Consider the following 24,250-nt stretch of genomic DNA (forward strand, 5'->3'; position numbering starts at 1 on the left):
GTACGAAAGGAAAGGGAACAGCAATGAAACAGCAGTTTTTACATGAAAACTGGGAAATGCGGCAGATCGGCAACGACGAATTCCTGCCTGCAGCCGTACCCGGAAGCGTATACGGCGACCTGCTTTCCAACGGGAAAATGGAAAACCCGTTCTGGAAAGACAATGAAAACGATGCCTGCGAGTTGATGGAGGAAGACTACGAATATGTTTCTCACTTCGATTGTGAGGACGGTCTTTTAGACAGCGACCGCGTAGTGCTGCGTTTTGACGGGATCGATACGGTCGGCGACGTTTATTTAAATGAAATCCATCTGGGCAGCCCTCTGAGCATGCATCGTGTATGGGAATATGATGTGAAGGAAATCCTGCATGATAAGGACAATGAATTGAAGGTTATCCTGCATTCTCCCAACAAATGGATTCGTGAAGCCTTCAAAAAATGCCGCACCCTGGGCAATGACGATACCTTCGAAGGTTTCGTACATCTGCGTAAGGCACACTATATGTTCGGCTGGGACTGGGGCGCACATCTTCCGGATGCCGGTATTTTCCGTCCGGTTTCCCTGCTTGGCATCAACACTGCAAGAATTGACAGTGTATACATTAAGCAGACCCATGAGCGCACCGGCGAGACAGAGCCCGGTACCGTTCGTCCCATCACAAAATCCGTTACTCTGACCTTCGACGTGGAGCAGGAGGTCGTGGGCAATGCAGAGAGAGGACCGAAGTTAAAGAACATTACCGGCGGTCATACCTGCAAAAAGTGCGGCAAGGCTTATACCTACACCGTAGAGATCACTGCTCCGGATGGAAGCAAGACGCTGTATGAGAACTCTCCGGTTGAGGTCAAGATCGACGATCCCAAGCTGTGGTGGCCGAACGGCTACGGCGAGCAGAACCTGTACGAAGTAAAGGTTACCCTGTTTAGCGACGGCGTTGCGCTGGATGAGTGGACCCGCAGAATCGGTCTGCGCACCATGACCATGCACATCGAAAAGGACGAATGGGGCGAGTGCTTCGCACATCAGGTAAACGGTGTGGATGTCTTCGCAATGGGCGCTGACTATATTCCGGAGGATAATCTGCTTGGCAGAGTGAATCCTGAGACCACCAGAAAGCTTCTGGAAAAAGCAAAATTTGCAAATTACAACGCGATCCGGGTATGGGGCGGCGGTTACTATCCCTCCGACTGGTTCTATGATATCTGTGATGAGCTGGGTCTGATGGTTTGGCAGGACTTCATGTTCGCGTGCGCAGTTTATGAGCTGACACCTGAATTCGAAGCAAACATCCGTCAGGAATTTATCGAGAATGTAAAACGTCTGCGCCATCACGCATCTCTGGGACTGTGGTGCGGCAACAACGAAATGGAACAGTTCGTATTCGAGCGCAACTCCTGGCTGACCAAGCCCTCCGAAGTTAAGGATTACTTCCTGATGTTCGAGCGCATTATCCCGGAAATCGTTCATGAGTACGATCCGCAGACCTTCTATTGGCCTGCAAGCCCGTCTTCAGGCGGCTGTCTGGACGAGCCTAACGATCCGAACCGCGGCGACGTACATTACTGGAAGGTATGGCACGGAAACCGTCCGTTCACCGAGTACCGCAAATACTTCTTCCGTTATCTGTCTGAGTTTGGTTTCCAGGCATTCCCGTCTGTGAAAACGATTGAGCAGTTTACGGATAACGAAGAGGATATGAACCCCTTCTCCTATATCATGGAGAAGCATCAGCGTCAGTACAGTGCAAACGGAAAGATCATGGGTTATATGCAGCAGACCTACAAATATCCCAACAGCTTCCCGACCTTTGTATACGCATCCCAGCTGCTGCAGGCAGACGGTATCCGTTACGGTGTAGAACACTTCCGCCGCAACAGAGGACGTTGTATGGGTGCTGTGTACTGGCAGTTAAATGACTGCTGGCCGGTAATTTCCTGGTCTTCCGTAGACTACTGCGGACGCTTAAAGGCACTGCATTACTATGCAAAACGGTTCTTCGCACCGCTGATGATTTCCTGTGAAGAGCAGGGCATGATGAGCTCCGAGGCGAACATGAACCGTGAGCATTTCGTATTCGAGAAGTCCATCCGCTTAAACGTTGCAAACGAAACCATGCAGGATCAGAACGTAACCGTTCGCTGGGCACTGCGGGATCCCGGTGCAGCTGTTTTGGAAAGCGGCGAGCAGGAGCTGACCGTTCCCGCCCTGACCAGCACATGGCTGGATAAGGTAGAGTTCCCGGATGCGGATATCTTCTCCCATTATGTAAGCTACGAGCTGATCTGCGACGGCAAGGTTGTATCCGAGGGTACGGTAAACTTCTCTTATCCGAAGTATTTCCGTTACGAAGATCCCGAGCTTACCTGCCGCGTAGAGGGCGATGAGATCGTTGTATCCGCAAAAGCATATGCAAAGAGCGTTGAAATCCTCAACGAGAACGAAGACCTCGTTCTGGAAGACAACTACTTCGACTTAAATGCAAATGAGAAGCGTGTGAAGGTGATCTCCGGCAGTACCGAAAACCTGCGTCTGCGCAGCGTATACGATATTCGCTGATCGAAAGCATGGCACGCAGGCCCATAGGAAAGCCTGGCGTACTGCGCTGTAGTGCGCATCTATAAGTTAGGAAGAGGCCGGTGCACAGACGGTTGTGCACCGGCGTTTTCATCGTATAGGAAACTTCGTTTCCATACGATAAAAACGCTCCGTGAGGATGCGCACTCGGCGCAAGGGTAGATGGTTGCTGAAGCAACCGCGCCTCGGCGCGAGAATGTGCCAAGGCACATTCATTTTTAAAAATCAGGATTATGGAAGAAAACAACGGGAGGGACGCTTACTATGTTATTCCATAAAAAAGAAAAGGCTCCGGAGGGACAACAGGCGGGGACAAAACCGGAGAAGCCCAGGAAAGTGCGCTGGTCGGAAAGAAGAGAACCGTCAGAAGCGGGGCTGGAAAGGTTTCAGGATTATCTGCAGACCTATTCCACGAACAAAGACCATCCGATAAAAATCCTGTGCAGTTTTTATAAAGGCAAGCAGAAGAAGCTGGTAGAAACAGGATTTTTCCTGATCCTGCAGCGCTCTCCGATCTGGATCATTCCGATTGCAACGAGCAACATCATCAATGCAGCGACGAATCCGGATGCAGGCTCCCTGGAGATCATCCTGCTGAATGTGATGGTTGCACTGCTCTTTATTATGCAGAACGCAGGAACGAACTATCTGGCAACGGTTGCATTTGCCAGCGTCAACAGAGGAATTGAAGGCTCTCTTCGAAATGCAATGGTCAGAAAACTGCAGCAGCTCTCCATCATGTTCCACAAAGAAGTACAGTCAGGACGTCTGCAATCAAAGATCATGCGAGACGTGGAAAATGTTACGGAGCTTTTGAACCAGATTTTCAGAACCCTGTTTTTCTTTGTCCTGGATATTTCCGTGATCATTGTCATTACTTTGCGGAAAAGTCCGATGGTATTTCTGTTTTTCCTTGTGGTCGTACCCTTTGCAGTCCTGACAATGCGGACGTTTAAAAAGCCTGTCCGGGAGAAAAACCAGGAATTTCGAAGCGAGATGGAAAACACGCAGGGTGCAGTTGCCGAAATGCTTGAAATGATTCCGGTGGCGCGGGCACATGGTCTGCAGGAAGTGGAAATCAGCAAGATGAATACCTACCTGAACCGGATCGTAGACCGCGGTTACAATCTGGATCTGATCAATGCGCTCTTCGGTGCAGTCAACTGGGTTGTATTCCAGTCCTTCCAGATGATCTGTCTTGCTTTTACTGCGTATCTGGCAGTCAAAGGCAAAATTTCGGTTGGCGAGGTTGTTCTGTATCAGACCTACTTCACCTCTCTGGTGGGACAGATTTCGACGCTGATCAATATTTATCCGCAGATCAGCAAGGGTTTGGAGTCTGTCAAGTCCATCGGCGACATCATGGGCAACAGCCATGTGGAGGAAAACAATTCCATTGTGCCGCTGGGGGAATTAAAGGGCGCAGTAAAATTTGTCAATGTGGATTTTAAATATCCTGGCAGCGATAAAAATACGCTGAGCGATTTCACTCTGGATGTAAAACCTGGGGAGAGCATTGCGCTGGTGGGAGAATCGGGTGCCGGAAAATCTACGGTTTTGAACCTGTTGATCGGCTTTATCCCTCCGGTCAGCGGAAAGATCCTGATCGACGGCATCAATATGGTCAATCTGGATATCAATGAATATCGTCATCAGATCGCAGTCGTGCCGCAAAATACAATCCTGTTTTCCGGAACGATTCTGGACAATATCGCTTACGGTCTGGAACATGTGACGGAAAAGGAAGTGATGGAGGTCATAAAGGATGTCGGACTGGAGGATATGATCGAAAAGCTTCCGGATGGCATCTATACGCAGCTGGGAGAACACGGGGATAAGCTTTCCGGCGGTCAGCGTCAGAGAATTTCCATCGCCAGGGCACTGATTCGTAAGCCGAAGATCATCGTATTCGATGAAGCCACGAGCGCGCTGGATTCTGCCTCCGAGAAAAAAGTTCAGGAAGCGACCAGCAACATGATGAAAAACTGTACGACCTTCCTGGTGGCACACAGACTTTCCACGATCCGCAATGCGGACAGGATCGTTGCGATGCGGGACGGTAAGATTGTCGAAGTCGGCAGCTACGACGAGCTGATGGAAAAGAAAGGATATTTCTACGAGCTGAAAGCACTGCAGTCCTGACGCTGCAGCGTAGCTCGCCGTGGGTGCGGTGCGCATCGACGGACGAAAAAGCGTATCGCAGGGGCGCTGAGCGCGCAGGATAGCGCGACTGGCTTGTGGAAAATTAAGGAGAAATATACGTTATGAAACAATTGAGCAAGGCAAACTGGATTCGGCTGGCGTGCTTCAGCGCCGGGGGGACTCTTCTCTTTTATCTGGTGCCGCTGATTTTGATGCAGCTGCCCGATCCTGCAAAAGGCAACGCCATGGTTATTTTGGTTATGTTCGTCAATCAGGTCTTTATGGGTGTCGTTGGCTGGCATTCGAACTACTTTGGCAAATGGGGTATCTATATTCCGATGGTGCTGATCGTCCTGTATGGGATTTCAGAAGTCCTTTTCTTTGGGGGAATCGGCTGGAATATGGAGATCAATTACCTTCAGACCGCCTATATCATCTATTTCTTAAAACGGATTATGAACAAGAGACAGCGGATGCAGGAACAAAAGAATCAGGTAAACTTCCCGAAGGGAATGGGGAGAAAGTAATACAATGGACGGCGGATTATAAAAATCCGCCGTCCATTGTGATAATCTGCCCGGTTAAGTAAAGGGGCGATTCTGCAAGCTTTAACGCAAGCAGTCCGACTTCCTCAGGCTGTCCCAAGCGGTCTGCGGGAATCTCTTCGATCAGTGCCTGCAGTTCCTCTTCAGAAAAACAGCGGTTCATGTCGGTGTCGATGACGCCGCAGGCAATGGCGTTTACCGCAATATTGCTGGGCGCAAGCTCCTTTGCCAGTGCGCGGGTCAGACTGTTGACTGCGCCTTTGGAGGCGGAGTAGGCGGTTTCCATTGAAGCGCCGACATTGCCCCAGACGGAGGAGATATTTAAAATCCGCCCGGAGTGGCGGTGCAGCATGAGTGGAACGGCGAGCTTACAGGTATAAAAGCAGGCGTCCAGATTGGTTGACATAACTCTGTGCCATTGGTCAGGGGACATGTCCGTTAAAAGTCCGATATGGGAAATTCCGGCATTGTTGACTAAAAGATTGAGACGGCGGATCGGGGCAAAAAGTTCCCTTACCGTTTCATAGTCGCCGAGGTCGCCGATAAAAGCGGCTGCCTGGATTGAATAAGCTTCGGAAAGGCTTTTACAGAGCGTTTCCAGCTTTTCCCGGTTCTGGCGGCAGGTTAAAATCAGGTCATAGCCTGCCTGCGCAAAGGTTTCGGCGATTGCTTTTCCGATACCACGAGACGCGCCGGTGATCAGCGCGATGGGGCGGGAGGAGCTTTCCGCCGGAAAAATAGGGGTAAGATCAGAGTACATAAAAAATCTCCATTCCGCAGGCGTTTTCTGACACCTGGCACTACTGTGATGTTACAGTTTACACGTAGCTTTCATGGCACGAGGAAACTGTAATACTAGGATCAGCGTAGCACAGATTTCTTGTGTTGTCACTTGTGAAAATGCCGGATTTTGCGTATACTTTTGAAGAGGCAGTCGGCGCACAGGAAACAGTAACGATTCCAATAGTGCAAGCGTTGTCTGCAGAATGGAGGAATTATGTACGATTTAATCATTATCGGTTCCGGTCCTGCGGGGCTCGGGGCGGCAATATATGGAAAACGGGCGGGATATTCCACGCTCGTGCTTGAAAAAAATCCCATGAGCGGCGGTCAGGTGTTAAATACCTGTGAGGTGGATAACTATCTGGGGCTTCCCGGTATCAACGGCTTTGACCTCGGCATGCAATTTCGGGAGCATGCGGACAGACTCGGTACGGAATTTGTGGAAGCGGATGTGACCGGAATCAAAAATTTGCCGGACTGCAAAAAGGTTCTGACGTCGGCTGGGGAGTTTACGGCAAAGGCGGTCATTATTGCAGCCGGTGCGGAGCACAAAAAGCTTGGCGTGCCCGGGGAGAAACGGCTGGCTGGCAGAGGTATTTCCTATTGTGCGACCTGTGACGGCGCTTTTTATAAGAAGAAAGTGACGGCAGTGATCGGCGGCGGGGATGTTGCTGTGGAGGATGCGATTTTCTTGGCGGGACTTTGTGAAAAGGTTTACCTGATCCACCGCAGGGACAGCCTGCGTGCGGCAAAGAGCCTGCAGGAAAAGCTGTTTACCCTGCCGAATGTGGAGCTGGTCTGGAACGCAGCTGTAGAGGAAATCACGGGAGAAGCCTTCGTGACCGGCGTGCAGCTTTTGGATACACAGACAAAAGAAGAGCGTTTTGTCGCGGCGGACGGAATCTTTATTGCGGTCGGGATTCAGCCGGTGTCCGAGAGCTTCAAGAGCCTTGTAAAAACGGACGAAGCAGGCTATATCTGTGCGGGAGAGGACTGCTGCACGAGCGTACCGGGCATTTTTGCAGTCGGGGATGTGCGGACGAAAAAGCTGCGTCAGATCGTGACGGCGGTTGCAGACGGGGCAAATGCGGTCAACTCTGTGCAGGAATATTTCCAGACACGGTAAAAAAACAGCGTCCAAAGGGAAAACTGCTGGTCACCGGAGCAACTAAAGATGCTTTGGCTGTATGAAGTCATAAAAAATTCATAAATTTGTTACAGTATTTCCGTCAGATTGCGATCTGCAGGAATTGACAAAAATAACATGGAGTGCTATAGTATATTTCGGATTTAATAATTTTGTAACAAATGTAACAATTTTGAGAATCGGGAGTAATCCATGCATTATCATAAGATTAAAATGACCGCAGCGGCTATGGCGATGGCAGTATTAGTTACCGGAAACATGCCTGCTGCAGAACTAAATACAGCGACGGTATCCGCAAAGTCTGCGATATCAGCAGTCCTGCCGGCAGCAGGCGTTGGCCTGGTATTAAATGACGGTGTTTCGGTATCGCAGATTCGTGAAGAAATTAAAAAGAGAAAAGAAGAAAAAGAGCCGGCAGAGCCGGTTGCATCCAGCGACACCAAGGCATCTGTAACACAGACAGTCGCAGAATCTGCGACAGAAGCAGAGGCTGCAGTGGAGGCGGAAAGCACAGCTGAGACGGAGATTATCGAAGCGGTAGAGCCGGTATTAAAAGAGCCTGAGACGAAGATCTCCGATGAAGAGCGTGAAAAGGAACAGGACGTTCTGATCATCGCGCAGGTCAACGATTATGTAAATATCCGCAGCACCGCCAGCACGGACGGCGAAATCGTCGGTAAGCTGTATAACAATTCTGTCGGCACGCTGGTTGCAAAGGACGGCGACTGGTATCAGGTAAAATCCGGCAGCGTAGAAGGCTATGTTAAGGCGGAGTATTTCAAGACCGGAGACGAGGCGGAGAAGATCGCAGATGAAGTCGGCCAGAAGATGGCGACTGTCAACACCGAGACCCTGAAGGTCAGAAGCGATGCGAGCCTGGAAGCGAGCGTTATTGGTCTGGTTCCAGGAGGCGAAGAGCTTTCCGTTCTGGATGAAGAAAACGGTTTCGTCAAAGTCAGCATTGAGGAAGGTGATGGCTGGGTTTCCGAGGATTATGTCGTAGTTGCAACAGAGTATGTGACCGCAGAATCCATCGAAGAAGAGAAAGCCAGAATTGCCGAAGAAGAAAAGGCAAGAGAAGACGCAAAGAAAGCCGCGCAGGCAGCGGAAGAGCGCATGAAAGCGAAGGAAAAGGCAAAGGAAGGGAAGAATGCCGAGATAACGGATAAGAGTACTTCTTCCGAATCCACTGCTTCTCAGCAGGCGACAGTTTCATCTTCTGGTTCCGGCTTGGGACAGTCTGTTGCAAACTATGCGGTAAAGTTTGTAGGTAATCCCTATGTATACGGTGGGACAAGTTTGACAAACGGTGCGGACTGCTCCGGTTTTGTTATGAGCGTTTATAAGAATTTCGGCGTATCCCTGCCGCATTCCTCCACTTCCGACCGTTATGTCGGTTATAACGTAGGAAGTCTGGCAAACGCGCAGCCCGGTGATTTGGTTTGCTATTCCGGACATGTTGCGATTTATATCGGTAACGGACAGATCGTCCATGCCAGCACGGAAGCAACCGGTATCAAGATTTCGAACGCAAGCTACAGAACACCTGTGGCGATCAGACGTATTTTCTAAGACGGCTGCAGTAAATACGCAAAATAAAATAAGAAATAGAGAAACCGCTGTGCAGGAATGTACGGCGGTTTTCTCATCGTATTGGAAACTTCGTTTCCATACGATAATAAACGCTCCGCGAGGATGCGCACTCGGCGCAGTGGTAGATGGTTGCTGAAGCAACCGCGCCTCGGCGCGAGAATGTGCCAAGGCACATTCTTTTTCACAGGGAGAAAGCGAAAATCTGCCCATTGTTTCAAAACACGGAAATTGTCTGATATTGATAAAAAGCAGCAATGAAATTTCAGGAGCCGGATTTGTTAAAATACACAAGAAGGAACAAAAATGTGCGAAATAACAAAAATGAAAACTCACATAGTTATCCACATCGAAAAAAGGCGAAAAATGCAGGAAATTAAGTTATACACTATTTTATCCACATTATCCACAGACGAAAAAACCGAATCCTGTGGAATACGGAATGTCCAAAACAAACAGTTGTTTTGTGAAGTTATCACAGCAATCCGGTTTTTGGCGGCAGTCTGAAAAGAAATATAATTGTCAGAAAAAAAAGACAATTGTTTAAAATGCTCAGAAAATATTGCCTGGGACGAGGACTTATGGTATAATCTGAATAAGGATAGAGAAAGAAAGCTCTTGCAATATCCTAATTATGGACCAGAAGGGATGATGATTTTATGAAGATGATTATCAGCGGAAAAAACATTGACGTTACACCCGGTCTGCGCAGTGCAGTAGAAGCAAAGCTCGGTAAGCTGGAGCGGTATTTTACAGCGGATACGGAAATCTATGTAACATTAAGTGTGGAAAAGGACAGACAGAAAATTGAAGTGACCATCCCGATGAAAGGAAACATTATCCGGTCGGAGCAGACCAGCAGCGATATGTATGTATCGATCGATCTGGTAGAGGAAATTATCGAGAGACAGCTCAGAAGATACAAGACGAAGCTGATCGCACAGCAGCAGGCGGCTGCAAGCTTCCAGCCTGATTACCTGGAAGGGGATGAAGAAGAGGAGGAAGAGGTTAAAATCGTCAGAACCAAGAAGTTCGATATCAAACCGATGTATCCGGAGGATGCCTGCGTACAGATGGAGCTTTTAGGACACAGCTTTTATGTATTCTGCAATGCAGAGACGGATCAGGTAAATGTTGTTTACAGAAGAAAAGGCAATACCTACGGGCTGATTGAGCCGGAAGTATAAATCTGGACAGAGCCATTGACAAATTTGAATCAGCAAACCAAAATCGGGCGGGAGCGAAAGCTTCCGCCCGATTTTGCGGTGCGCTTTACAGCGATGTACGTTATGCCGCAAGGCGCACTGCGCAGCACTTCTGCAGTTGCCCGCCATCCTGTATTATGCTAAGATGTAACAGACACGAAAGAAGAAGGAGAAAGAACATGGCTGTTGTTTTGCTCGCTGCTTTTTTGATGATCGCCTGCCTGCTGGCGCTCAGATTTGAAAAGCAGCTGACGGCTGTCCTGCCGTTGGCAACCTGTATTCTGATTTTAATATTATATGTACTCGCATTTTTCCGGCGGCTGTCCTGGATCGATTATTTCAGCACAGCGATTGTGGTGGGAGCAGTTTTGAGAGTTCTGTTTTTATCCGGAGAAAAGAAGAAAAAGCTGTTTGCACAGCTGCGGGAGCTGTTCTTTGCGCCGTCTGCGATTGCTGCCATGGTGTTGCTGACCGGTGCAGTGCTTTTGACCGGAAATAAAATTGCAACGTGGTGGGATGACTTGAATTTCTGGGCAACGGACGTCAAGGCATTGTATGCGCTGGATGGCTTTGCAGCGAAATATACGAATGCAGCTTCGGAGTTTGGCGATTACCCGCCGGGAATCCAGCTGCTCAAATGGTGGTTTGTTCATTTAAAGCCGGACGGCTTTTCTGAGGGGCTGATGTTTGCCGGATACTATTTCGGCGTGTTTGTTTTTCTGACGCCACTGCTTAGCAGGCTGGACGAAGCGCTGCAGACTGACAGACGGACGGTGAAGCAGCTTTTCTGGACCGTTGTGCTTGTGGTCTGCCTGGCAGCGTTTCCGAGTATGACAGAGACGTTTTACCTCGGAGGAATGTGCGCCGACCTGGTGATGGCGGTGATCTACGGTGTGATACTGATGAGCTGTCTGGAAGATCGGGCTGTGCCTGGTGCAGACACTGCCGCCGCAGACACTGCCGCCGCAGACACTGCCGCCGCAGACACTGCCGCCGCAGACACTGCCGCCGCAGACACTGCTACCGCAGACATTGCTGATGCAGCTTCCCGTTCCCGCGTCTTCTCCAACCTGCGGATCGCCCTGTATCTCGGCGTTCTGGTGCTCGTAAAGTCCGTTGGATTTTTGTGGGCGGCGTTCGCCCTCGTCTTTGTCTGGTTCTGGCGGCTGCATGGCGCAGCGGACAAAAAGAAAGAAATACGGCAGCTGCTTTGCATCACAGCACTTCCAGCCGTCAGCGGAGGAAGTTGGATGCTGTTTTGTCTGCTCATGAAGCGGGTGGCAAAACTGACCGGGGCGGCGGTTTCGATGGCGTCGGGCAACCTGCCGATCCTGCTTGAAGGAACGGTACAGAAGCTGTTGCATGCGTATGCAGAAGCATTTGCAGCACGGGCGCTGCATCGGGATGGATTTTCTTGGATCGGTGTTTCGGCGCTTGCCCTGTTTGTGATTTTTCTGATCGGAATCGCATGGCTGTACCGTAGGAAGCTTCTGACCAAAACGGAGCGGAATTTCCTGTTTGTGTATGTGCCGCTGACGGGAATTGTTTTTTACGGCATCAACCTTGTGAGCCATCTGACGATTTTTGCGACAGAAAACCAGTATCTGGAAGCAACCGGGATGATCGCGTCGATCGAACGCTACAGTGCACCGTTTACAGTTGGAACGTTGTATCTGCTGTTCGGGATTTTTCTGGAACGCAGTCCGAGGCTGTGGGGAAAAATTTCGCCCTATGCAGCGCTGGCTGCAGCTGTATTGTTGTGCGCAAACTGGGGCGCTGTCTACGACGGGATGATCGGTTACCGGCAGCGCTTAGACGACGATTTGCAGGCACGGTCGAACATGATCACGGAAGCGTCGGAGGAATTTCTGGAAAAAATGTCCAAACAGGACGTGGGCAGCGGGATGCGGGTGCTGTATCTGAAAAATGCGCAGGATGCGGCGCAGTGGGTCAGAAATACCTACATTTCATTTGAGGCATCTCCGGTGTCAGTGCTGTTTGGCGGAATCGGGGAAGACACCACATCCGGACAGGTGTGGGAGCTGGTGCAGGCTTCCCATGCGGGCTACTTATATGCAGATGAAACGGATGAAGCGTTAAAAGAGCTGTTTGCGCCTTATACAGAGGAATTTGCATGGAAAACGTTGTATCGAATTCAAATGAACGATGGGACATTGACACTGGAAAGAGCGGAAGAAAGCCGACAGGGACAGCCATAAAAGGAATCAAACGGCGTTGGATAACACCAGAAGTAAGGGTACACAGAAATAGCGCAAGGAAAACATTGGAATGGAGAATACAATGGAGAAACGGATACCGGTCATTATACCGGCTTATGAACCGGATGAAAAAATGATCCGCCTGCTGCAGACGCTGCAGGAATCTGGAATCGAGAGAATCGTCGTGGTGGATGACGGAAGCGGAAACGAGTATCGGAACCTGTTTGAACAGGCAAAACAGCTCGGCGCGGTTGTTTTGACTCATGCGGTGAACCTGGGGAAAGGGCGTGCATTAAAAACTGCTTTTAATGAAGTTTTAAACAGATATCCGGAGGCGATCGGAGCGATTACCGCGGATTCGGACGGACAACATACGCCCGCCTGCATTCAGAAATGTATGGAAGCGATGGAAAAAGAGCCGGAAAAGCTGATTTTAGGCTGCCGGAATTTCGATCAGGACAACGTCCCGGCAAAATCGGAATGGGGCAACAAAATCACACGTCAGGTGCTTAAATACCTTTGCGGCGTGGCGGTATCAGATACCCAGACCGGGCTGCGCGGCATTCCGGCTGCGTTTATGCGCCATCTGATGAACGTCAAGGGCGAGCGGTTCGAGTTTGAAACCTACATGCTTCTGGAGGCCGGAGAGCAAAAGGTCGGCATTCGCGAAGTGCCAATTGAAACGGTTTACTTAAACGATAACAAAGGCAGCCATTTCAACCCGCTGCTGGATTCAGCGCGGATTTATCTGGTATTTGCAAAATTTTTGTTTTCTTCCCTGTCATCGTGCATCATCGATCTGGTGCTGTTTGCGCTGTTTTGCAGCCTGACGAAAGAAAGAATGCCGGAGGCTGTCAGCTATATTGTGGTTTCGACCGTGCTTGCGCGCGTGGTGTCGGCGGGCTACAACTTTTTCCTGAATTACAGGGTCGTGTTTAAAAGCAGCGGCGCAGTGTGGAAATCGGCGGTGCGCTATTTTGTGCTCGCAGTCGTGCAGATGTTGGCAAGCGCCGGACTGGTCAGCCTGCTGTATGGCGTTCTGGGTGGCTCGGAGGTGGCAGTTAAGATCCTGGTGGACGTATTCCTGTTCTTTATCAGCTTCCTGATCCAGCGGGAAATCGTGTACCGTTAAAGAACGCTGCTTTGCATCTTCCCTCAAAAGCTTAAGTCTTTCTTAGGATTTGGATGAAACGATTGACGCTTTCTGAAAAAAATGGATATAATACTCTCAACAGGAAATGAGAAAACGGTTTCGGAGAAAACAGGGCAATGGAGTTTTCAGAAACCGGATTTACAGCCAGTCGTTACGCAAAACGGAGCTGCAGTTCGTTAGATGGATCGAACCACGCGGTGCTGAGCCAGCTACCCTGCATCCATTCCGCACTGTCGTAACGACCCGGCTTTGCCCGAGGGGTCGACGGACAAATACGGGAATGGGGTTTCCCGATATCCGGGAGAAAAGTCTTGTCGTTTCAATCATTTACATTTGCCGCTTTTCTGGCGGCAGCAGTAGGAGGATTTTATGCCGTGCCGAAAAAGGGACGGCTGGCAGTTTTACTGATTTTCAATATCCTCTTTTTCGAGTGGGCAGATCCGTTTGCGGGCATCTGGCTGCTAAGTTCTGTGTGTCTGACGTGGGGCTGTGCCCTTTTAGTGGAAAAAGGCGCAGACAGGACGAAGCGCCGTTTGCTGATCGGAGCGTGCCTTTCTTTTCAGCTGATTCTTTTGGCAGTGTTTAAATATCTGCCGGTCTGGAATGAAATCATCAACAAAACATATGGAAGAGGTCTGCAAATCGTTCATTTGGATGTTGCAGCGAAGTTCGGACTCGTCGCACCCATCGGAATTTCGTTTTATACGCTGGAAGCGATCGGCTATCTGATAGACGTTTCGAGGGGAAAATATCCTGCGGAAAAAAGCTTCTGGCGCTTTGCGACATTTCTCTCCTTTTTTCCGAACATTATGAGCGGACCGATCGAGCGTGGAGACCATTTTCTGGGACAGCTTAGAGAAATTACGAAAAAAAAGCGGCGTGAGCTTCTAAATTACGACCGGGTCATGCAGGGGCTGATTGCGATGCTGCTCGGCTATGGGATGAAGCTGATCGTCGCGCAGCGGGCGGAAATTCTCGTGAATCAGGTTTACAGCATGTATCAGGATGCCAACAGCTTTACGATGCTGATGGCGGCGCTCTTTTATGCGGTTCAGATTTACTGTGATTTTGCGAGCTATTCGATGATCGCGGTCGGTGTCGGCAGACTATTTGGCTTTGAGCTGGTCCAGAACTTTAAGCAGCCATATTTTGCCAGAAACCTGACGGATTTCTGGCGCAGATGGCACATTTCTTTGAGCAGCTGGCTGCGGGATTATATTTATATTCCGCTGGGCGGCGGCAGAAAGGGACTTGCAGTCAGACAGCGCAATATACTGCTTGTTTTTCTCATCAGCGGTCTGTGGCATGGCGGCGCGCCGCAGTTTTTGGCATGGGGACTGCTGCATGGTGCCGGACAGGTCGTGCAGGATTTTTACAAAAAGGCGAAGCAAGCGGTATTCGGGGAAGCAAAAGTTGGCCTGGAAAAGCTGCGGCATATGCTTTCGGTTCTGCTGACCTTTTTTACGGTGATGTGTTTTTGGATCTTTTTCCGCAGCGAATCGGTATCGATGGCAGTGATCTGTCTGAAAAATATGTTTACCAGGTGGAACGGATTTCTGTACTGGAGACAGTTTTTGTTCACGATGGGATTGGAAAAAACGCAGTTTTTCATTGCAGTCGCTGGGATTGCAGTGCTGTTTGGAATCGATTTGATTTCTGAAAAAAAGAAACAGGAGCCGGCAGTCTGGATTTATAGGATGCCGCTTCCGGTGCGCTGGGCGATCTGTCTGTTTTTGATCGGCGCAGTGTTCGTGGTCGGGCAATATGGAAAGGGCTTTGACCCGTCCGGATTTATTTATGTGGAATTTTAAGGCGTGTGGGGGATTAATGTGAAAAATAAGCGTGATCGCTTATTTTTCACACTGCTATTTGTGCCGCAGGCGTCACAAAGTAGCTGGGATTGCAGAGCCGAACTGGATGTTCGCCTCGCGATTCCTTCGGCGCAAGCGCCTGTGGAATGGAGAATAAAATGAGAAAAAAGTGGATTCGAGGGGGCATTTTTCTGTGTCTGGTGCTCCTTTTACTGAGCAATTTAAATCGGATTCTGTGTGTCAAATCGCCGCATGGAGTCGATCAGGCGCGGTATCTGTATGTGCAGCCGAAAAATAAAATCGACGTACTTTTTCTGGGCAGCAGCCACGTTCACTGCAACGTGAATACGCAGCTGCTCTGGGACGAATACGGCATGGCAGCGTACCTGATGACCGGCGCGGAGCAGCCGCTTTGGAACAGCTATTATAATCTGAAAGAAGCGTTGAAGACCCAGAAGCCGAAGCTGGTGGTGCTGGACATGTTCTGTCCGAGTCGTTTTTATGATGATTTCCAGCCGGGATGGGCAGATGAAAACCTTGACGGGATGCGGATATCCCTGAATAAGCTGGAAGCAGTGTATACAAGCGTGCAGGAGGAGCAAAGTCACTTTTTCCTTGGATTTACGGAATATCATTCCAGATATGATCAGCTGACGACAGAGGATTTTCAGAATTTCGTCTGGAATCGGAAAACGCAGGAGCGTTGGAAAGGCTACACGCCGCTAAAACGCCACGCAGAGCTGACGGAGCCGGATATGAGCCATGTGACGACATCGCAGGAAATGACCGAAAAATCAAAGGAATATTTTGAAAAAATCGTAGAGCTGACAAAAAAAGAAGGCATTACACTTGCGCTGATTTCCGGACCGTATCTGTTGGAGGAAAGGGATCAGGAGGTTTACAATTCCATTGGGCAGCTGGCAGAAAAAGATGGACTGCTGTTCTGGAACACTAATACGCCTGCCCGTTATCGGGAGATGGGGCTGGATTTTTCAACGGATTATGCAGACCACGCGCACTTAAACGAGGCGGGCAGCGCAAAGTACACGGCGTATCTTGGAAAGTGGCTTTCCAAAAACTACAGCTTTCCCGACCGCAGGGGACAAAAGGGCTATGAATCGTGGGAAAACCAGCTCATGAAATCCGGAGAATGAGGACTGCGTGCTGACCGGGCGAAAGCTTTACAAAAAACGGGACTTCTGGTATGCTGTCAAATATGGTTTCGGACTGGAATGTGCGCGCCGGATGCGCCGCAGATTGGTAAAATATACCGCTGCTGATCGACCAGGACGCGCTGCAGTGCAGGCAGGAAGCAAACAGACAGAAAGGAAATTGACATGGACATTTTAAATAAGCTCAGAGAGGAACTTCAGGTAGAGCGCTGGCAGGTAGAAGCAGCGGTCAAGCTGATCGACGAGGGCAATACGATTCCCTTTATTTCCAGATACCGAAAGGAAGCAACCGGTTCTTTAAATGACGAGGTACTGAGAAATCTGTACGAGCGTCTGAACTATCTGCGCAATCTGGAGGAGAAAAAGACCTCCGTTATGGCGAGCATCGAAGAGCAGGGCAAGCTGACGGACGATCTGAAAAATAAAATTCAGGCGGCAGAAACGCTGGTTGTCGTAGAGGATTTATACCGCCCTTACCGTCCGAAGAGAAAGACGAGAGCGAGTGTTGCAAAGGAAAAGGGGCTGGACGGACTTGCCGATCTGATCCGGGAACAGAAATTTTCCGGTTCTCTGGAAGAAGCGGCAGCTGCTTATGTGAATCCTGAAAAAGGCGCAGCGGATACAAAGGAAGCGCTGCAGGGCGCACAGGATATCCTTGCGGAAGGAATTTCCGATGAAGCGGATTACCGAATGTACATCCGGAAAATCACGATGGACGAGGGCAAGCTCACCAGCACCGCGCGGGATGAAAAGGCGCAGAGTGTTTATGAGATGTACTATCAGTACGAGGAGCCGCTCAAAAAGGCAGCGGGACACCGTGTGCTGGCATTGAACCGCGGCGAGGTAGAGAAATTCCTGACCGTTAAGGTGGAAGCACCCCGTGACCGTATTTTGCAGTACCTTGCAAAAAAAGTAATTACCGAAGAAAATCCGGTGACGGAGGCGGTACTGCGCGCCGTGATTGAGGACAGCTATGACCGTCTGATCGCCCCGGCGATCGAGCGCGATATTCGCAATGAGCTGACAGAAAAAGCCGAAGAGGGTGCAATCAGCGTCTTTGGCAAGAATCTGGAACAGCTTTTGATGCAGCCTCCCATCGCCGGACATGTAGTGCTCGGCTGGGATCCGGCGTTTCGTACCGGCTGTAAGCTTGCTGTTGTGGATGCGACCGGAAAGGTACTGGATACGAAGGTCATTTATCCGACTGCACCTCAGAACAAAGTAGAAGAAGCCAAAAAGGAATTAAAGAAGCTGATCGACAAGTACGATATTTCTCTGATCTCTGTGGGAAACGGCACTGCGAGCCGCGAGTCCGAGCAGGTGATCGTCGATTTGATCAAAGAGCTGAAAAAGCCGGTTCAGTATGTGATCGTCAACGAAGCGGGCGCATCTGTTTATTCTGCCAGCAAGCTGGCAACGGAAGAGTTCCCGCAGTTTGACGTGGGACAAAGAAGTGCGGCTTCGATCGCACGCCGTCTGCAGGATCCACTTTCCGAGCTGGTAAAGATCGATCCCAAATCCATCGGTGTCGGACAGTATCAGCATGATATGAACCAGAAAAAGCTTGGGGAAGCCCTGGGCGGTGTGGTAGAGGACTGTGTAAACCGGGTAGGCGTGGACTTAAATACCGCATCTGCTCCGCTTTTGGAGTACATTTCCGGTATTTCCAAGACGGTTGCAAAAAATATCGTAGAATACCGGGAAGCAAACGGACGCTTTACAAACCGGAAGCAGCTGTTAAAGGTTCCGAAGCTGGGGCCTAAAGCCTTTGAGCAGTGCGCAGGCTTTTTGCGGATTGCGGACGGAGAAAATCCGCTGGATGCGACGAGCGTACATCCCGAGTCCTATCCTGCGACGATGGAATTGTTAAAGAAACTGGAGCTTTCCATGGAAGATGTGCGCATGCTGCAGGCGGAAGCCAAAAAGGGACGCGCTGCGCAGAACACATCGGGCGCTGACAGCAAAAATACTTCAGGCGACGCTGCACGCCAGAATGTGTCCGCCAAAAATAAAGCAAACCGCAAGGACCGCAGACAAAACGGCTTCAACATCCGCAATACGGATACGGCGATGGGACGCGCACTGGCAGCAGCCATGCAGGGAATGACTTTGGATGCAGACAATGGCGGAACCGACAAAAAAAGAGCAAACGCATCGGGGCGGTCTGGCGCAGGAGCATTGAACGCTGCAAATGCGTCGACAGGAGCCGCTGCAGTCAGCAGCACATCCGGCAGCCAGAAGGCAGCAGCCGTTTCTGCACTGGAACGCCGCATCCCGGACAAGAAAAAGCTGGCGGATGAGCTTGGTATTGGCGAGATCACGCTGACAGATATTGTCAGGGAGCTGGAAAAGCCTGCCCGCGATCCGCGTGAGGATATGCCCCGCCCGATCCTGCGCAGCGACGTGCTGGATATGAAGGACCTAAAGCCCGGCATGGTGTTAAAGGGAACCGTCCGTAACGTCATCGACTTTGGTGTATTCGTGGATATCGGCGTCCATCAGGACGGACTGGTGCACATTTCCCAGATCACGGACCGTTTTATCAAGCATCCGCTGGAAGCCGTCAGCGTTGGGGATATCGTGGATGTAAAGGTACTGGACGTTGATCCGGTCAAAAAACGGATCGGCCTGACGATGCGGCTGGATCAGAAATAAGAAAAAATAAATTTTCTCTTGATTTTTTATCAAAAACGTCATATACTCAACACGTTAATAAAGGTAAAGTTCTTCAGGGTCGGGTGCAAGTCCCAACCGGTGGTATAGCCCACGAGCCTTTCGCTGTATAAGTCAGCGGGGGCATGATTCGGTGATCCTTCTGCAATGGGAGCAGACGGAAACTCCGAAGCCGACAGTACAGTCTGGATGGAAGAAGACGATTGCTTTTTCTGATGCGTTTTTGCCGACGCAGAAGAAACCCAAAGCAAACAGCGCACAGACCCGGAAGATTTCTCTTCCGGGTTTTTTATGTTCCAAAGGAAGGGGATATCCTGTGGGGGAAAAGCCCTTTGGCAGGATCCCTGACAGGCATATTGCTGTACAAAGAACTTTCCTGCAAATCGAAAGGAGACTTAAAAATGAGTTCTTTATGGCAAACCGTATCTGAAAACGTAGTATTTGTATTGGAGTTTCTTGCACTGATCGTGGTGATGTTTCTGATCGCCTATGTCATTGAAAAAGCAGTCAAGAAAAAAAATAGCGACACAGAGCGTGTCCTTGCAACCAGAAAAATTGTCGTGATCGGCGTTTTTTCTGCAATTGCAGCGATCCTGATGGTACTGGAGTTTCCGGTTCCCTTCGCACCGTCCTTCTACGGACTGGATTTTTCCGAGCTTCCGGCGCTGATCGGTGCATTTGCATACGGACCGGTGGCGGGTGTCATGATTGAGTTTTGTAAAATTCTGATCAAGCTTGTGTTAAAGCCCTCTTCCACAGCGTTCGTCGGAGAGCTGGCAAACTTCTCGATCAGCTGCATGCTGGTGCTGCCTGCGTCCGTGATCTACCTGTTCAAAAAATCGAGAAAACAGGCGATTCTCGGCACCGTTGTGGGTACACTGATCATGACGGCGTTTGGCTCCTGCTTCAATGCCATTTATCTGCTTCCGAAATTTTCTGAGCTGTACGGAATCCCGCTGGATGCGATCATCGGAATGGGAACGGCGATTAACCCGGCGATCCACAGCATCAGCGGACTGGTGCTGATGTGTGTTGTACCGTTAAACCTCTTAAAAGGCGGCCTGGTATCGCTGATCACTATTTTAGTTTACAAAAAGCTCAGTCCGATCTTAAAGGCAGCGCATAAATAATAGAATGCACGCTCTGCGAGTATTCTATTGTCATCAATAAAAAATACCGATTACATGGCTGCAAAGCAGCTGTCGTAATCCACACAAATTCCCACCACGCACCGCAGAGGCGAAATCCTCTGCGGTTTTGTTTTTCAAAAAAGTGCGCCTTGCTCTCCGGGTTCTGATTTCTTTGGAAAAATTTAAGAAAGATTTTATGAAAGACGGGGGATTTTTCAAAGGTATTCAGGTACAATGAACTACAATGTGTAAAACCTGTGGGTTGACAGAAAAACACAACCGTATTATTGTATTATACAAATAATACAGAAAGGGCAAATCAATGGCTGCACTTGTGGAAGTTAAGGATATCTGCAAGATCTATAACCCCGGTGAGAACGAAGTCCGGGCGCTGGATCATGTGTCGGTATCCATTCAGGAAAAGGAATTTGTGGCGATTATCGGTCATTCCGGCTCGGGCAAATCGACGTTGATGAACATGCTCGGCTGCCTCGATGTGCCGACCAGCGGCTCCTATTTTTTACATGGAAAAGATGTGTCGCGCATGAGTGACGATGAACTGTCGGACGTCAGAAACCGGGAGATTGGTTTTATTTTCAGGGCTTTAACCTGATCGCGAATCTGACGGCGCTGGAAAATGTAGAGCTGCCGCTCATTTACCGTGGCGTCGGCAAAAAAGAACGCCGGGAGCTGGCGGAAGCAGCGCTTGAAAAGGTCGGATTGGGACAGCGTATGTCGCATAAGCCATCGGAGATGTCCGGCGGACAGCAGCAGAGGGTTGCGATTGCGCGGGCAATTGCACAGGCGCCGCCGGTGATCCTGGCGGACGAACCCACCGGTAATCTGGATTCGGGTTCCACCAAAGAAATCATGAGCATTTTAAAACAACTCCACCGCGAGGGACGAACCGTGATTTTGATCACCCATGATAACGATATCGCGGCGCAGGCAAGGCGGGTCATCCGCATCAAAGACGGAAAAATCGAGGCGGATTTCGAACAGCAGGTAGAAGATTGGTAACTGCTCAGTAGGTCTGCGCATTTACTGCGCTGACCGTAAGAAAACTTAGACCAGAAGGCAAAAATCCTATCGGCACAGCCGATTTGGAATGGATTTTTGCGCGTAACTGTGAGGGTACTGAACAGTTTCGAAGATTGAAAAATAAAATTTTTCAATCAAGAGATTTGTGTCTGCGCGCACTTGACACAAACTCGGCATGCGCAAAAAGCGTGCGCAGAAATGAGAGGAAAGACTGAAAATGAGCGATCAGATGGATAAAATGGAGGGTATGCAGGAAAACGGCACAGAACGGACTGCAAAGGAAAAACGTGCAGCAAAGAAAAAAGAGCGGGCAGCCAAAAAGGCGTCCGGAACCGGGAAAAAGCACCGCAAGGCATGGATTGCAGCGATTGCTGCAGTAGCGGTCATTGGCGTAGGGCTGTATGTGAGAGTGAGCAGCAGCAAGGTGCTTCCGAGCGTTCTGTGTCAGGCGGCAGCTGTCGGGGATGTGGAGGAGACGCTTTCTGCAAGCGGCAAGGTGGGCAGTGCGGAAACCCAGACCTACTATGCGCCGGTCGGCACGATTGTGCAGGCACTTAATGTCAAAGAGGGCGACGCGGTACATAAGGGAGATGTTTTGGTAACGTTCGACACAGAGGATCTGGAGCTGACGAAGGAAAAGGCAGACCTGGATGCGGAAGCAAGCGAGGGCAGCTATCAGAGCGCTCTGCAGCAGAGCAACGAAAATCAGAATAAATATTCCGACGCGTCCATTGGTCTCGATGAATTAAAACAGATGAAGGAAGATCAGGAGCAGTATGTTCAGGGTCTGAAATACGAGCTGGAGGATGACAAGAACGCAAAGCGCAAGGATCTAAACGAATGGGACAAGAAGCTGATGCAGGAGCAGAACTATCAGAACCGGAAGCTTTCCGAGCAGCAGGCATACGGCGGCGATACGGAGTCCATCAGTGAAGTCATTGACAATATCAACAGTCAGCGTGCGGATGTGGCGAACCAGCTGAGCATGATCGACAGCGATGAAAAGATTCTGCAGAAGCAGCGCCTGATTGACGCTGAGCAGAAAAAGCTGGAGGATATGCAGGAGGAAATTCAGAAACGCGAGAGCAAAAAAGATTCCTCCGAGAACGGCATTTTAAACGGCTATGATAAAAAGAGCAAAGAGGCGAGCGTAGAAAGCGCAAGGTTGAATGCCGATCAGGCAGCCTCCGATCTGGAAAAGGCGCAGGAAGGCATTATTGCGGACTTTGACGGAATCATCAGCGGGATTAAGACTGCAGCCGGAAGCCGCGTGGAAAAGGGCAGCGAGCTGTTCACCATCCAGAGCAGCAGCGCGGTACAGGTAACGGTTGAACTGAGCAAATATGATCTGGAAAAGGTCAAAGAGGGACAGAGCGCGACGGTGACGGTCGCAGGCGTTTCCTATTCGGGAACGGTGAGCCGGATCAACCGCGTTGCCCAGAATAACGCCCAGAATACACCGGTCGTTTATGCGGATGTGACGATCGAAAATCCGGACGGCAATATTTTCCTCGGCATCGAAGGAAAGGCGGAGATCCTGACCGGTTCCGCAGAGGGCGTCGTGCTCGTCCCCTATGAGGCGGTCAACACGGATAAGGAGGGCGATTTCTGCTATCTGGTAAAAGACGGTGTGATTGTGCGGCAGAACGTTGTAACTGGAATTTCCAGCGATATGGATGTTGAAATCAAAGAAGGAATCAGCGAGGGGGATACTGTTGTGATTTCCTCGGATATGGATCTGATGGAAGGACTGCAGGTAAATCCTGTGATGCAGTAAGCAAAAGGAGAATATATGTCACAGGTTTGGGAATATATCAAAATTGCGCTGATGAATATCAGGAGCAATAAGGGACGGTCTGTTCTGACGATGCTGGGTATTATCATCGGTATTTCCTCTGTCATCATGATTATTTCGGTCGGAAACGGCATCAAGTCAGAGGTAAACGGCGAGTTAAACGATATGGCTGGCGGACAGGTCGCAATTTATACGGATGTGCAGCAAAATCAGGAGGAACAGGTTTTTTTCAGTGAAGAAGATTTTGATGCAATTCAGGAAAAGGTGGCTCATGTAAAGAGTGTTACGCCGGTCTATAATGTATATGGTTCCACGAGTACCCGGAAGGGAAGCTTTGATATCATGCTCAGCTGCGGGACGGCTGGCTTGAAGGACTATAGCAAAGACCCGATCATCAAAGGACATTTCTTTACAGAAAATGATTATTATGGGGCAAAAAAGGTCTGCGTGATCCCGGAGAGCACTGCGAGGACGTTATTTGGCACGACGGATGTGGTCGGAATGACGCTGAATCTGGATATCGACGGTATTTCCCAGGAATTTGAAGTGATCGGTATCCGGCAGGATAGCAGCGCCGCATTGATCAATATGACGAGCGGAGGAATGCAGTCCATGGAGATCCCGCTGTCGACGCTGGAAACCTTCGGCTATTATGTGAGCAATTTTTCAGACTTTTACATTATTGGGGAAAGCAATGAATATACCTCGAAGATTGCAAAGGACAGCGTGAGCCTTCTGGAAAAACGCCATAATGTGCGCGGAAAGGGAATTATTTTAGTGCAGAGCTTTAACGATGCGCTTGCCCAGGTCAACAGCGTATTGAATTACATCACGATTTTTGTTGTTTTGGTAGCGGCGATTTCTCTGCTGGTGGGCGGCATTGGTGTTATGAATATCATGCTCGTATCAGTTACGGAGCGGACGCGGGAAATCGGAATCCGTAAAGCGCTCGGTGCAAGAACCGGTTCTGTACTGTTGCAATTTTTGTCCGAATCTGCAATTATTACATTGTTGGGAGGATTGATCGGAATCTTGCTGGGCGTACTGGGCGCATTTGGCGTCTGCAGCCTGATCGGCTTTTCTGCAAAGGTGAAGCTGTCTACGGTGTTGGGCGCGACGCTGTTTTCTTCAGCGGTTGGAATTTTCTTCGGAATCTATCCTGCAAAAAAGGCTGCAAAATTGAGTCCGATTGAAGCACTCCGGCATGAATAAACTGGCATAAAGAGAGGGCAAAGATTTGTGTCTGCTCGCACTTGACACAAACTTGG

General features: G+C 49.8%; 15 protein-coding genes, 1 pseudogene and 1 riboswitch. Of the genes and pseudogenes, 15 read left to right on the top strand and 1 reads right to left on the bottom strand.

Annotated elements, in window-relative coordinates:
• Positions 1 to 23: 23 nt before the first annotated feature.
• The 3 genes from OCV62_RS11335 (at position 24) to OCV62_RS11345 (ending at position 5,245) form a co-directional block, all read left to right on the top strand.
• Positions 24 to 2,558: a beta-mannosidase gene (locus OCV62_RS11335; RefSeq protein WP_262586761.1), complete on the top strand. Its 2,535-nt coding sequence runs from the start codon at positions 24 to 26 to the stop codon at positions 2,556 to 2,558.
• Between the two features lie 282 nt (positions 2,559 to 2,840).
• Positions 2,841 to 4,718: an ABC transporter ATP-binding protein gene (locus tag OCV62_RS11340; RefSeq protein WP_262586763.1), complete on the top strand. Its 1,878-nt coding sequence runs from the start codon at positions 2,841 to 2,843 to the stop codon at positions 4,716 to 4,718.
• A 122-nt stretch (positions 4,719 to 4,840) separates the two neighbouring features.
• Complete coding sequence (locus OCV62_RS11345) at positions 4,841 to 5,245, top strand: hypothetical protein (protein WP_021914378.1); 405 nt, start codon at positions 4,841 to 4,843, stop codon at positions 5,243 to 5,245.
• 16 nt (positions 5,246 to 5,261) lie between these two features.
• Here OCV62_RS11345 and ymfI read toward each other — a convergent pair whose 3' ends face one another.
• Complete coding sequence (gene ymfI / locus OCV62_RS11350; RefSeq protein WP_021914377.1) at positions 5,262 to 6,023, bottom strand: elongation factor P 5-aminopentanone reductase; 762 nt, start codon at positions 6,021 to 6,023, stop codon at positions 5,262 to 5,264.
• 237 nt (positions 6,024 to 6,260) lie between these two features.
• Between ymfI and trxB the strand changes: the two genes are divergently transcribed.
• The 12 genes and pseudogenes from trxB to OCV62_RS11410 all read left to right on the top strand — a co-directional run bounded on the left by trxB (position 6,261) and on the right by OCV62_RS11410 (position 24,194).
• Positions 6,261 to 7,172: a thioredoxin-disulfide reductase gene (gene trxB, locus OCV62_RS11355; RefSeq protein ID WP_117961790.1), complete on the top strand. Its 912-nt coding sequence runs from the start codon at positions 6,261 to 6,263 to the stop codon at positions 7,170 to 7,172.
• Positions 7,173 to 7,385: 213 nt separating this feature from the next.
• Positions 7,386 to 8,765 carry a C40 family peptidase gene (locus OCV62_RS11360; protein WP_262586766.1) on the top strand — a complete coding sequence of 460 codons (1,380 nt, stop codon included), beginning with the start codon at positions 7,386 to 7,388 and terminating at the stop codon, positions 8,763 to 8,765.
• 677 nt (positions 8,766 to 9,442) lie between these two features.
• Positions 9,443 to 9,970: a ribosome hibernation-promoting factor, HPF/YfiA family gene (hpf, locus tag OCV62_RS11365; protein ID WP_262586767.1), complete on the top strand. Its 528-nt coding sequence runs from the start codon at positions 9,443 to 9,445 to the stop codon at positions 9,968 to 9,970.
• 197 nt (positions 9,971 to 10,167) lie between these two features.
• The gene (locus OCV62_RS11370; protein WP_262586769.1) at positions 10,168 to 12,207 is read left to right on the top strand and encodes a hypothetical protein; all 2,040 of its coding nucleotides are present in this window, start codon (positions 10,168 to 10,170) and stop codon (positions 12,205 to 12,207) included.
• A gap of 70 nt (positions 12,208 to 12,277) precedes the next feature.
• On the top strand, positions 12,278 to 13,339 hold the full coding sequence (locus OCV62_RS11375) for a bifunctional glycosyltransferase family 2/GtrA family protein (protein ID WP_262586770.1): 1,062 nt from the start codon (positions 12,278 to 12,280) through the stop codon (positions 13,337 to 13,339).
• Between the two features lie 332 nt (positions 13,340 to 13,671).
• Positions 13,672 to 15,171 carry an MBOAT family O-acyltransferase gene (locus OCV62_RS11380; protein ID WP_262586772.1) on the top strand — a complete coding sequence of 500 codons (1,500 nt, stop codon included), beginning with the start codon at positions 13,672 to 13,674 and terminating at the stop codon, positions 15,169 to 15,171.
• Positions 15,172 to 15,317: 146 nt separating this feature from the next.
• Positions 15,318 to 16,325 carry a D-alanyl-D-alanine carboxypeptidase family protein gene (locus OCV62_RS11385; RefSeq protein ID WP_262586774.1) on the top strand — a complete coding sequence of 336 codons (1,008 nt, stop codon included), beginning with the start codon at positions 15,318 to 15,320 and terminating at the stop codon, positions 16,323 to 16,325.
• A 183-nt stretch (positions 16,326 to 16,508) separates the two neighbouring features.
• Positions 16,509 to 18,998 carry a Tex family protein gene (locus OCV62_RS11390; protein WP_262586776.1) on the top strand — a complete coding sequence of 830 codons (2,490 nt, stop codon included), beginning with the start codon at positions 16,509 to 16,511 and terminating at the stop codon, positions 18,996 to 18,998.
• A 65-nt stretch (positions 18,999 to 19,063) separates the two neighbouring features.
• A riboswitch (FMN riboswitch) is annotated at positions 19,064 to 19,221 on the top strand.
• A 196-nt stretch (positions 19,222 to 19,417) separates the two neighbouring features.
• Complete coding sequence (locus OCV62_RS11395; protein ID WP_021914368.1) at positions 19,418 to 20,146, top strand: ECF transporter S component; 729 nt, start codon at positions 19,418 to 19,420, stop codon at positions 20,144 to 20,146.
• Positions 20,147 to 20,468: 322 nt separating this feature from the next.
• Positions 20,469 to 21,166 (top strand): annotated as a pseudogene (locus tag OCV62_RS11400) (ABC transporter ATP-binding protein).
• Positions 21,167 to 21,404: 238 nt separating this feature from the next.
• Positions 21,405 to 22,964, top strand: a complete 1,560-nt coding sequence (locus OCV62_RS11405) for an efflux RND transporter periplasmic adaptor subunit (protein WP_262586779.1) — start codon at positions 21,405 to 21,407, stop codon at positions 22,962 to 22,964.
• 15 nt (positions 22,965 to 22,979) lie between these two features.
• Positions 22,980 to 24,194: an ABC transporter permease gene (locus tag OCV62_RS11410; protein ID WP_262586781.1), complete on the top strand. Its 1,215-nt coding sequence runs from the start codon at positions 22,980 to 22,982 to the stop codon at positions 24,192 to 24,194.
• Positions 24,195 to 24,250 lie beyond the last annotated feature (56 nt).

The sequence above is a fragment of the Gallintestinimicrobium propionicum genome, assembly GCF_025567525.1.
In the GTDB taxonomy this organism is placed as follows: Bacteria; Bacillota; Clostridia; order Lachnospirales; family Lachnospiraceae; genus Gallintestinimicrobium; species Gallintestinimicrobium propionicum.

Coding starts and splice junctions, on each gene's coding strand:
- OCV62_RS11335 (WP_262586761.1), top strand. CDS start 24: ATGAAACAGCAGTTTTTACATGAAAACTGGGAAATGCGGCAGATCGGC.
- OCV62_RS11340 (WP_262586763.1), top strand. CDS start 2,841: ATGTTATTCCATAAAAAAGAAAAGGCTCCGGAGGGACAACAGGCGGGG.
- OCV62_RS11345 (WP_021914378.1), top strand. CDS start 4,841: ATGAAACAATTGAGCAAGGCAAACTGGATTCGGCTGGCGTGCTTCAGC.
- ymfI (WP_021914377.1), bottom strand. CDS start 6,023: ATGTACTCTGATCTTACCCCTATTTTTCCGGCGGAAAGCTCCTCCCGC.
- trxB (WP_117961790.1), top strand. CDS start 6,261: ATGTACGATTTAATCATTATCGGTTCCGGTCCTGCGGGGCTCGGGGCG.
- OCV62_RS11360 (WP_262586766.1), top strand. CDS start 7,386: ATGCATTATCATAAGATTAAAATGACCGCAGCGGCTATGGCGATGGCA.
- hpf (WP_262586767.1), top strand. CDS start 9,443: ATGAAGATGATTATCAGCGGAAAAAACATTGACGTTACACCCGGTCTG.
- OCV62_RS11370 (WP_262586769.1), top strand. CDS start 10,168: ATGGCTGTTGTTTTGCTCGCTGCTTTTTTGATGATCGCCTGCCTGCTG.
- OCV62_RS11375 (WP_262586770.1), top strand. CDS start 12,278: ATGGAGAATACAATGGAGAAACGGATACCGGTCATTATACCGGCTTAT.
- OCV62_RS11385 (WP_262586774.1), top strand. CDS start 15,318: ATGGAGAATAAAATGAGAAAAAAGTGGATTCGAGGGGGCATTTTTCTG.
- OCV62_RS11390 (WP_262586776.1), top strand. CDS start 16,509: ATGGACATTTTAAATAAGCTCAGAGAGGAACTTCAGGTAGAGCGCTGG.
- OCV62_RS11395 (WP_021914368.1), top strand. CDS start 19,418: ATGAGTTCTTTATGGCAAACCGTATCTGAAAACGTAGTATTTGTATTG.
- OCV62_RS11405 (WP_262586779.1), top strand. CDS start 21,405: ATGAGCGATCAGATGGATAAAATGGAGGGTATGCAGGAAAACGGCACA.
- OCV62_RS11410 (WP_262586781.1), top strand. CDS start 22,980: ATGTCACAGGTTTGGGAATATATCAAAATTGCGCTGATGAATATCAGG.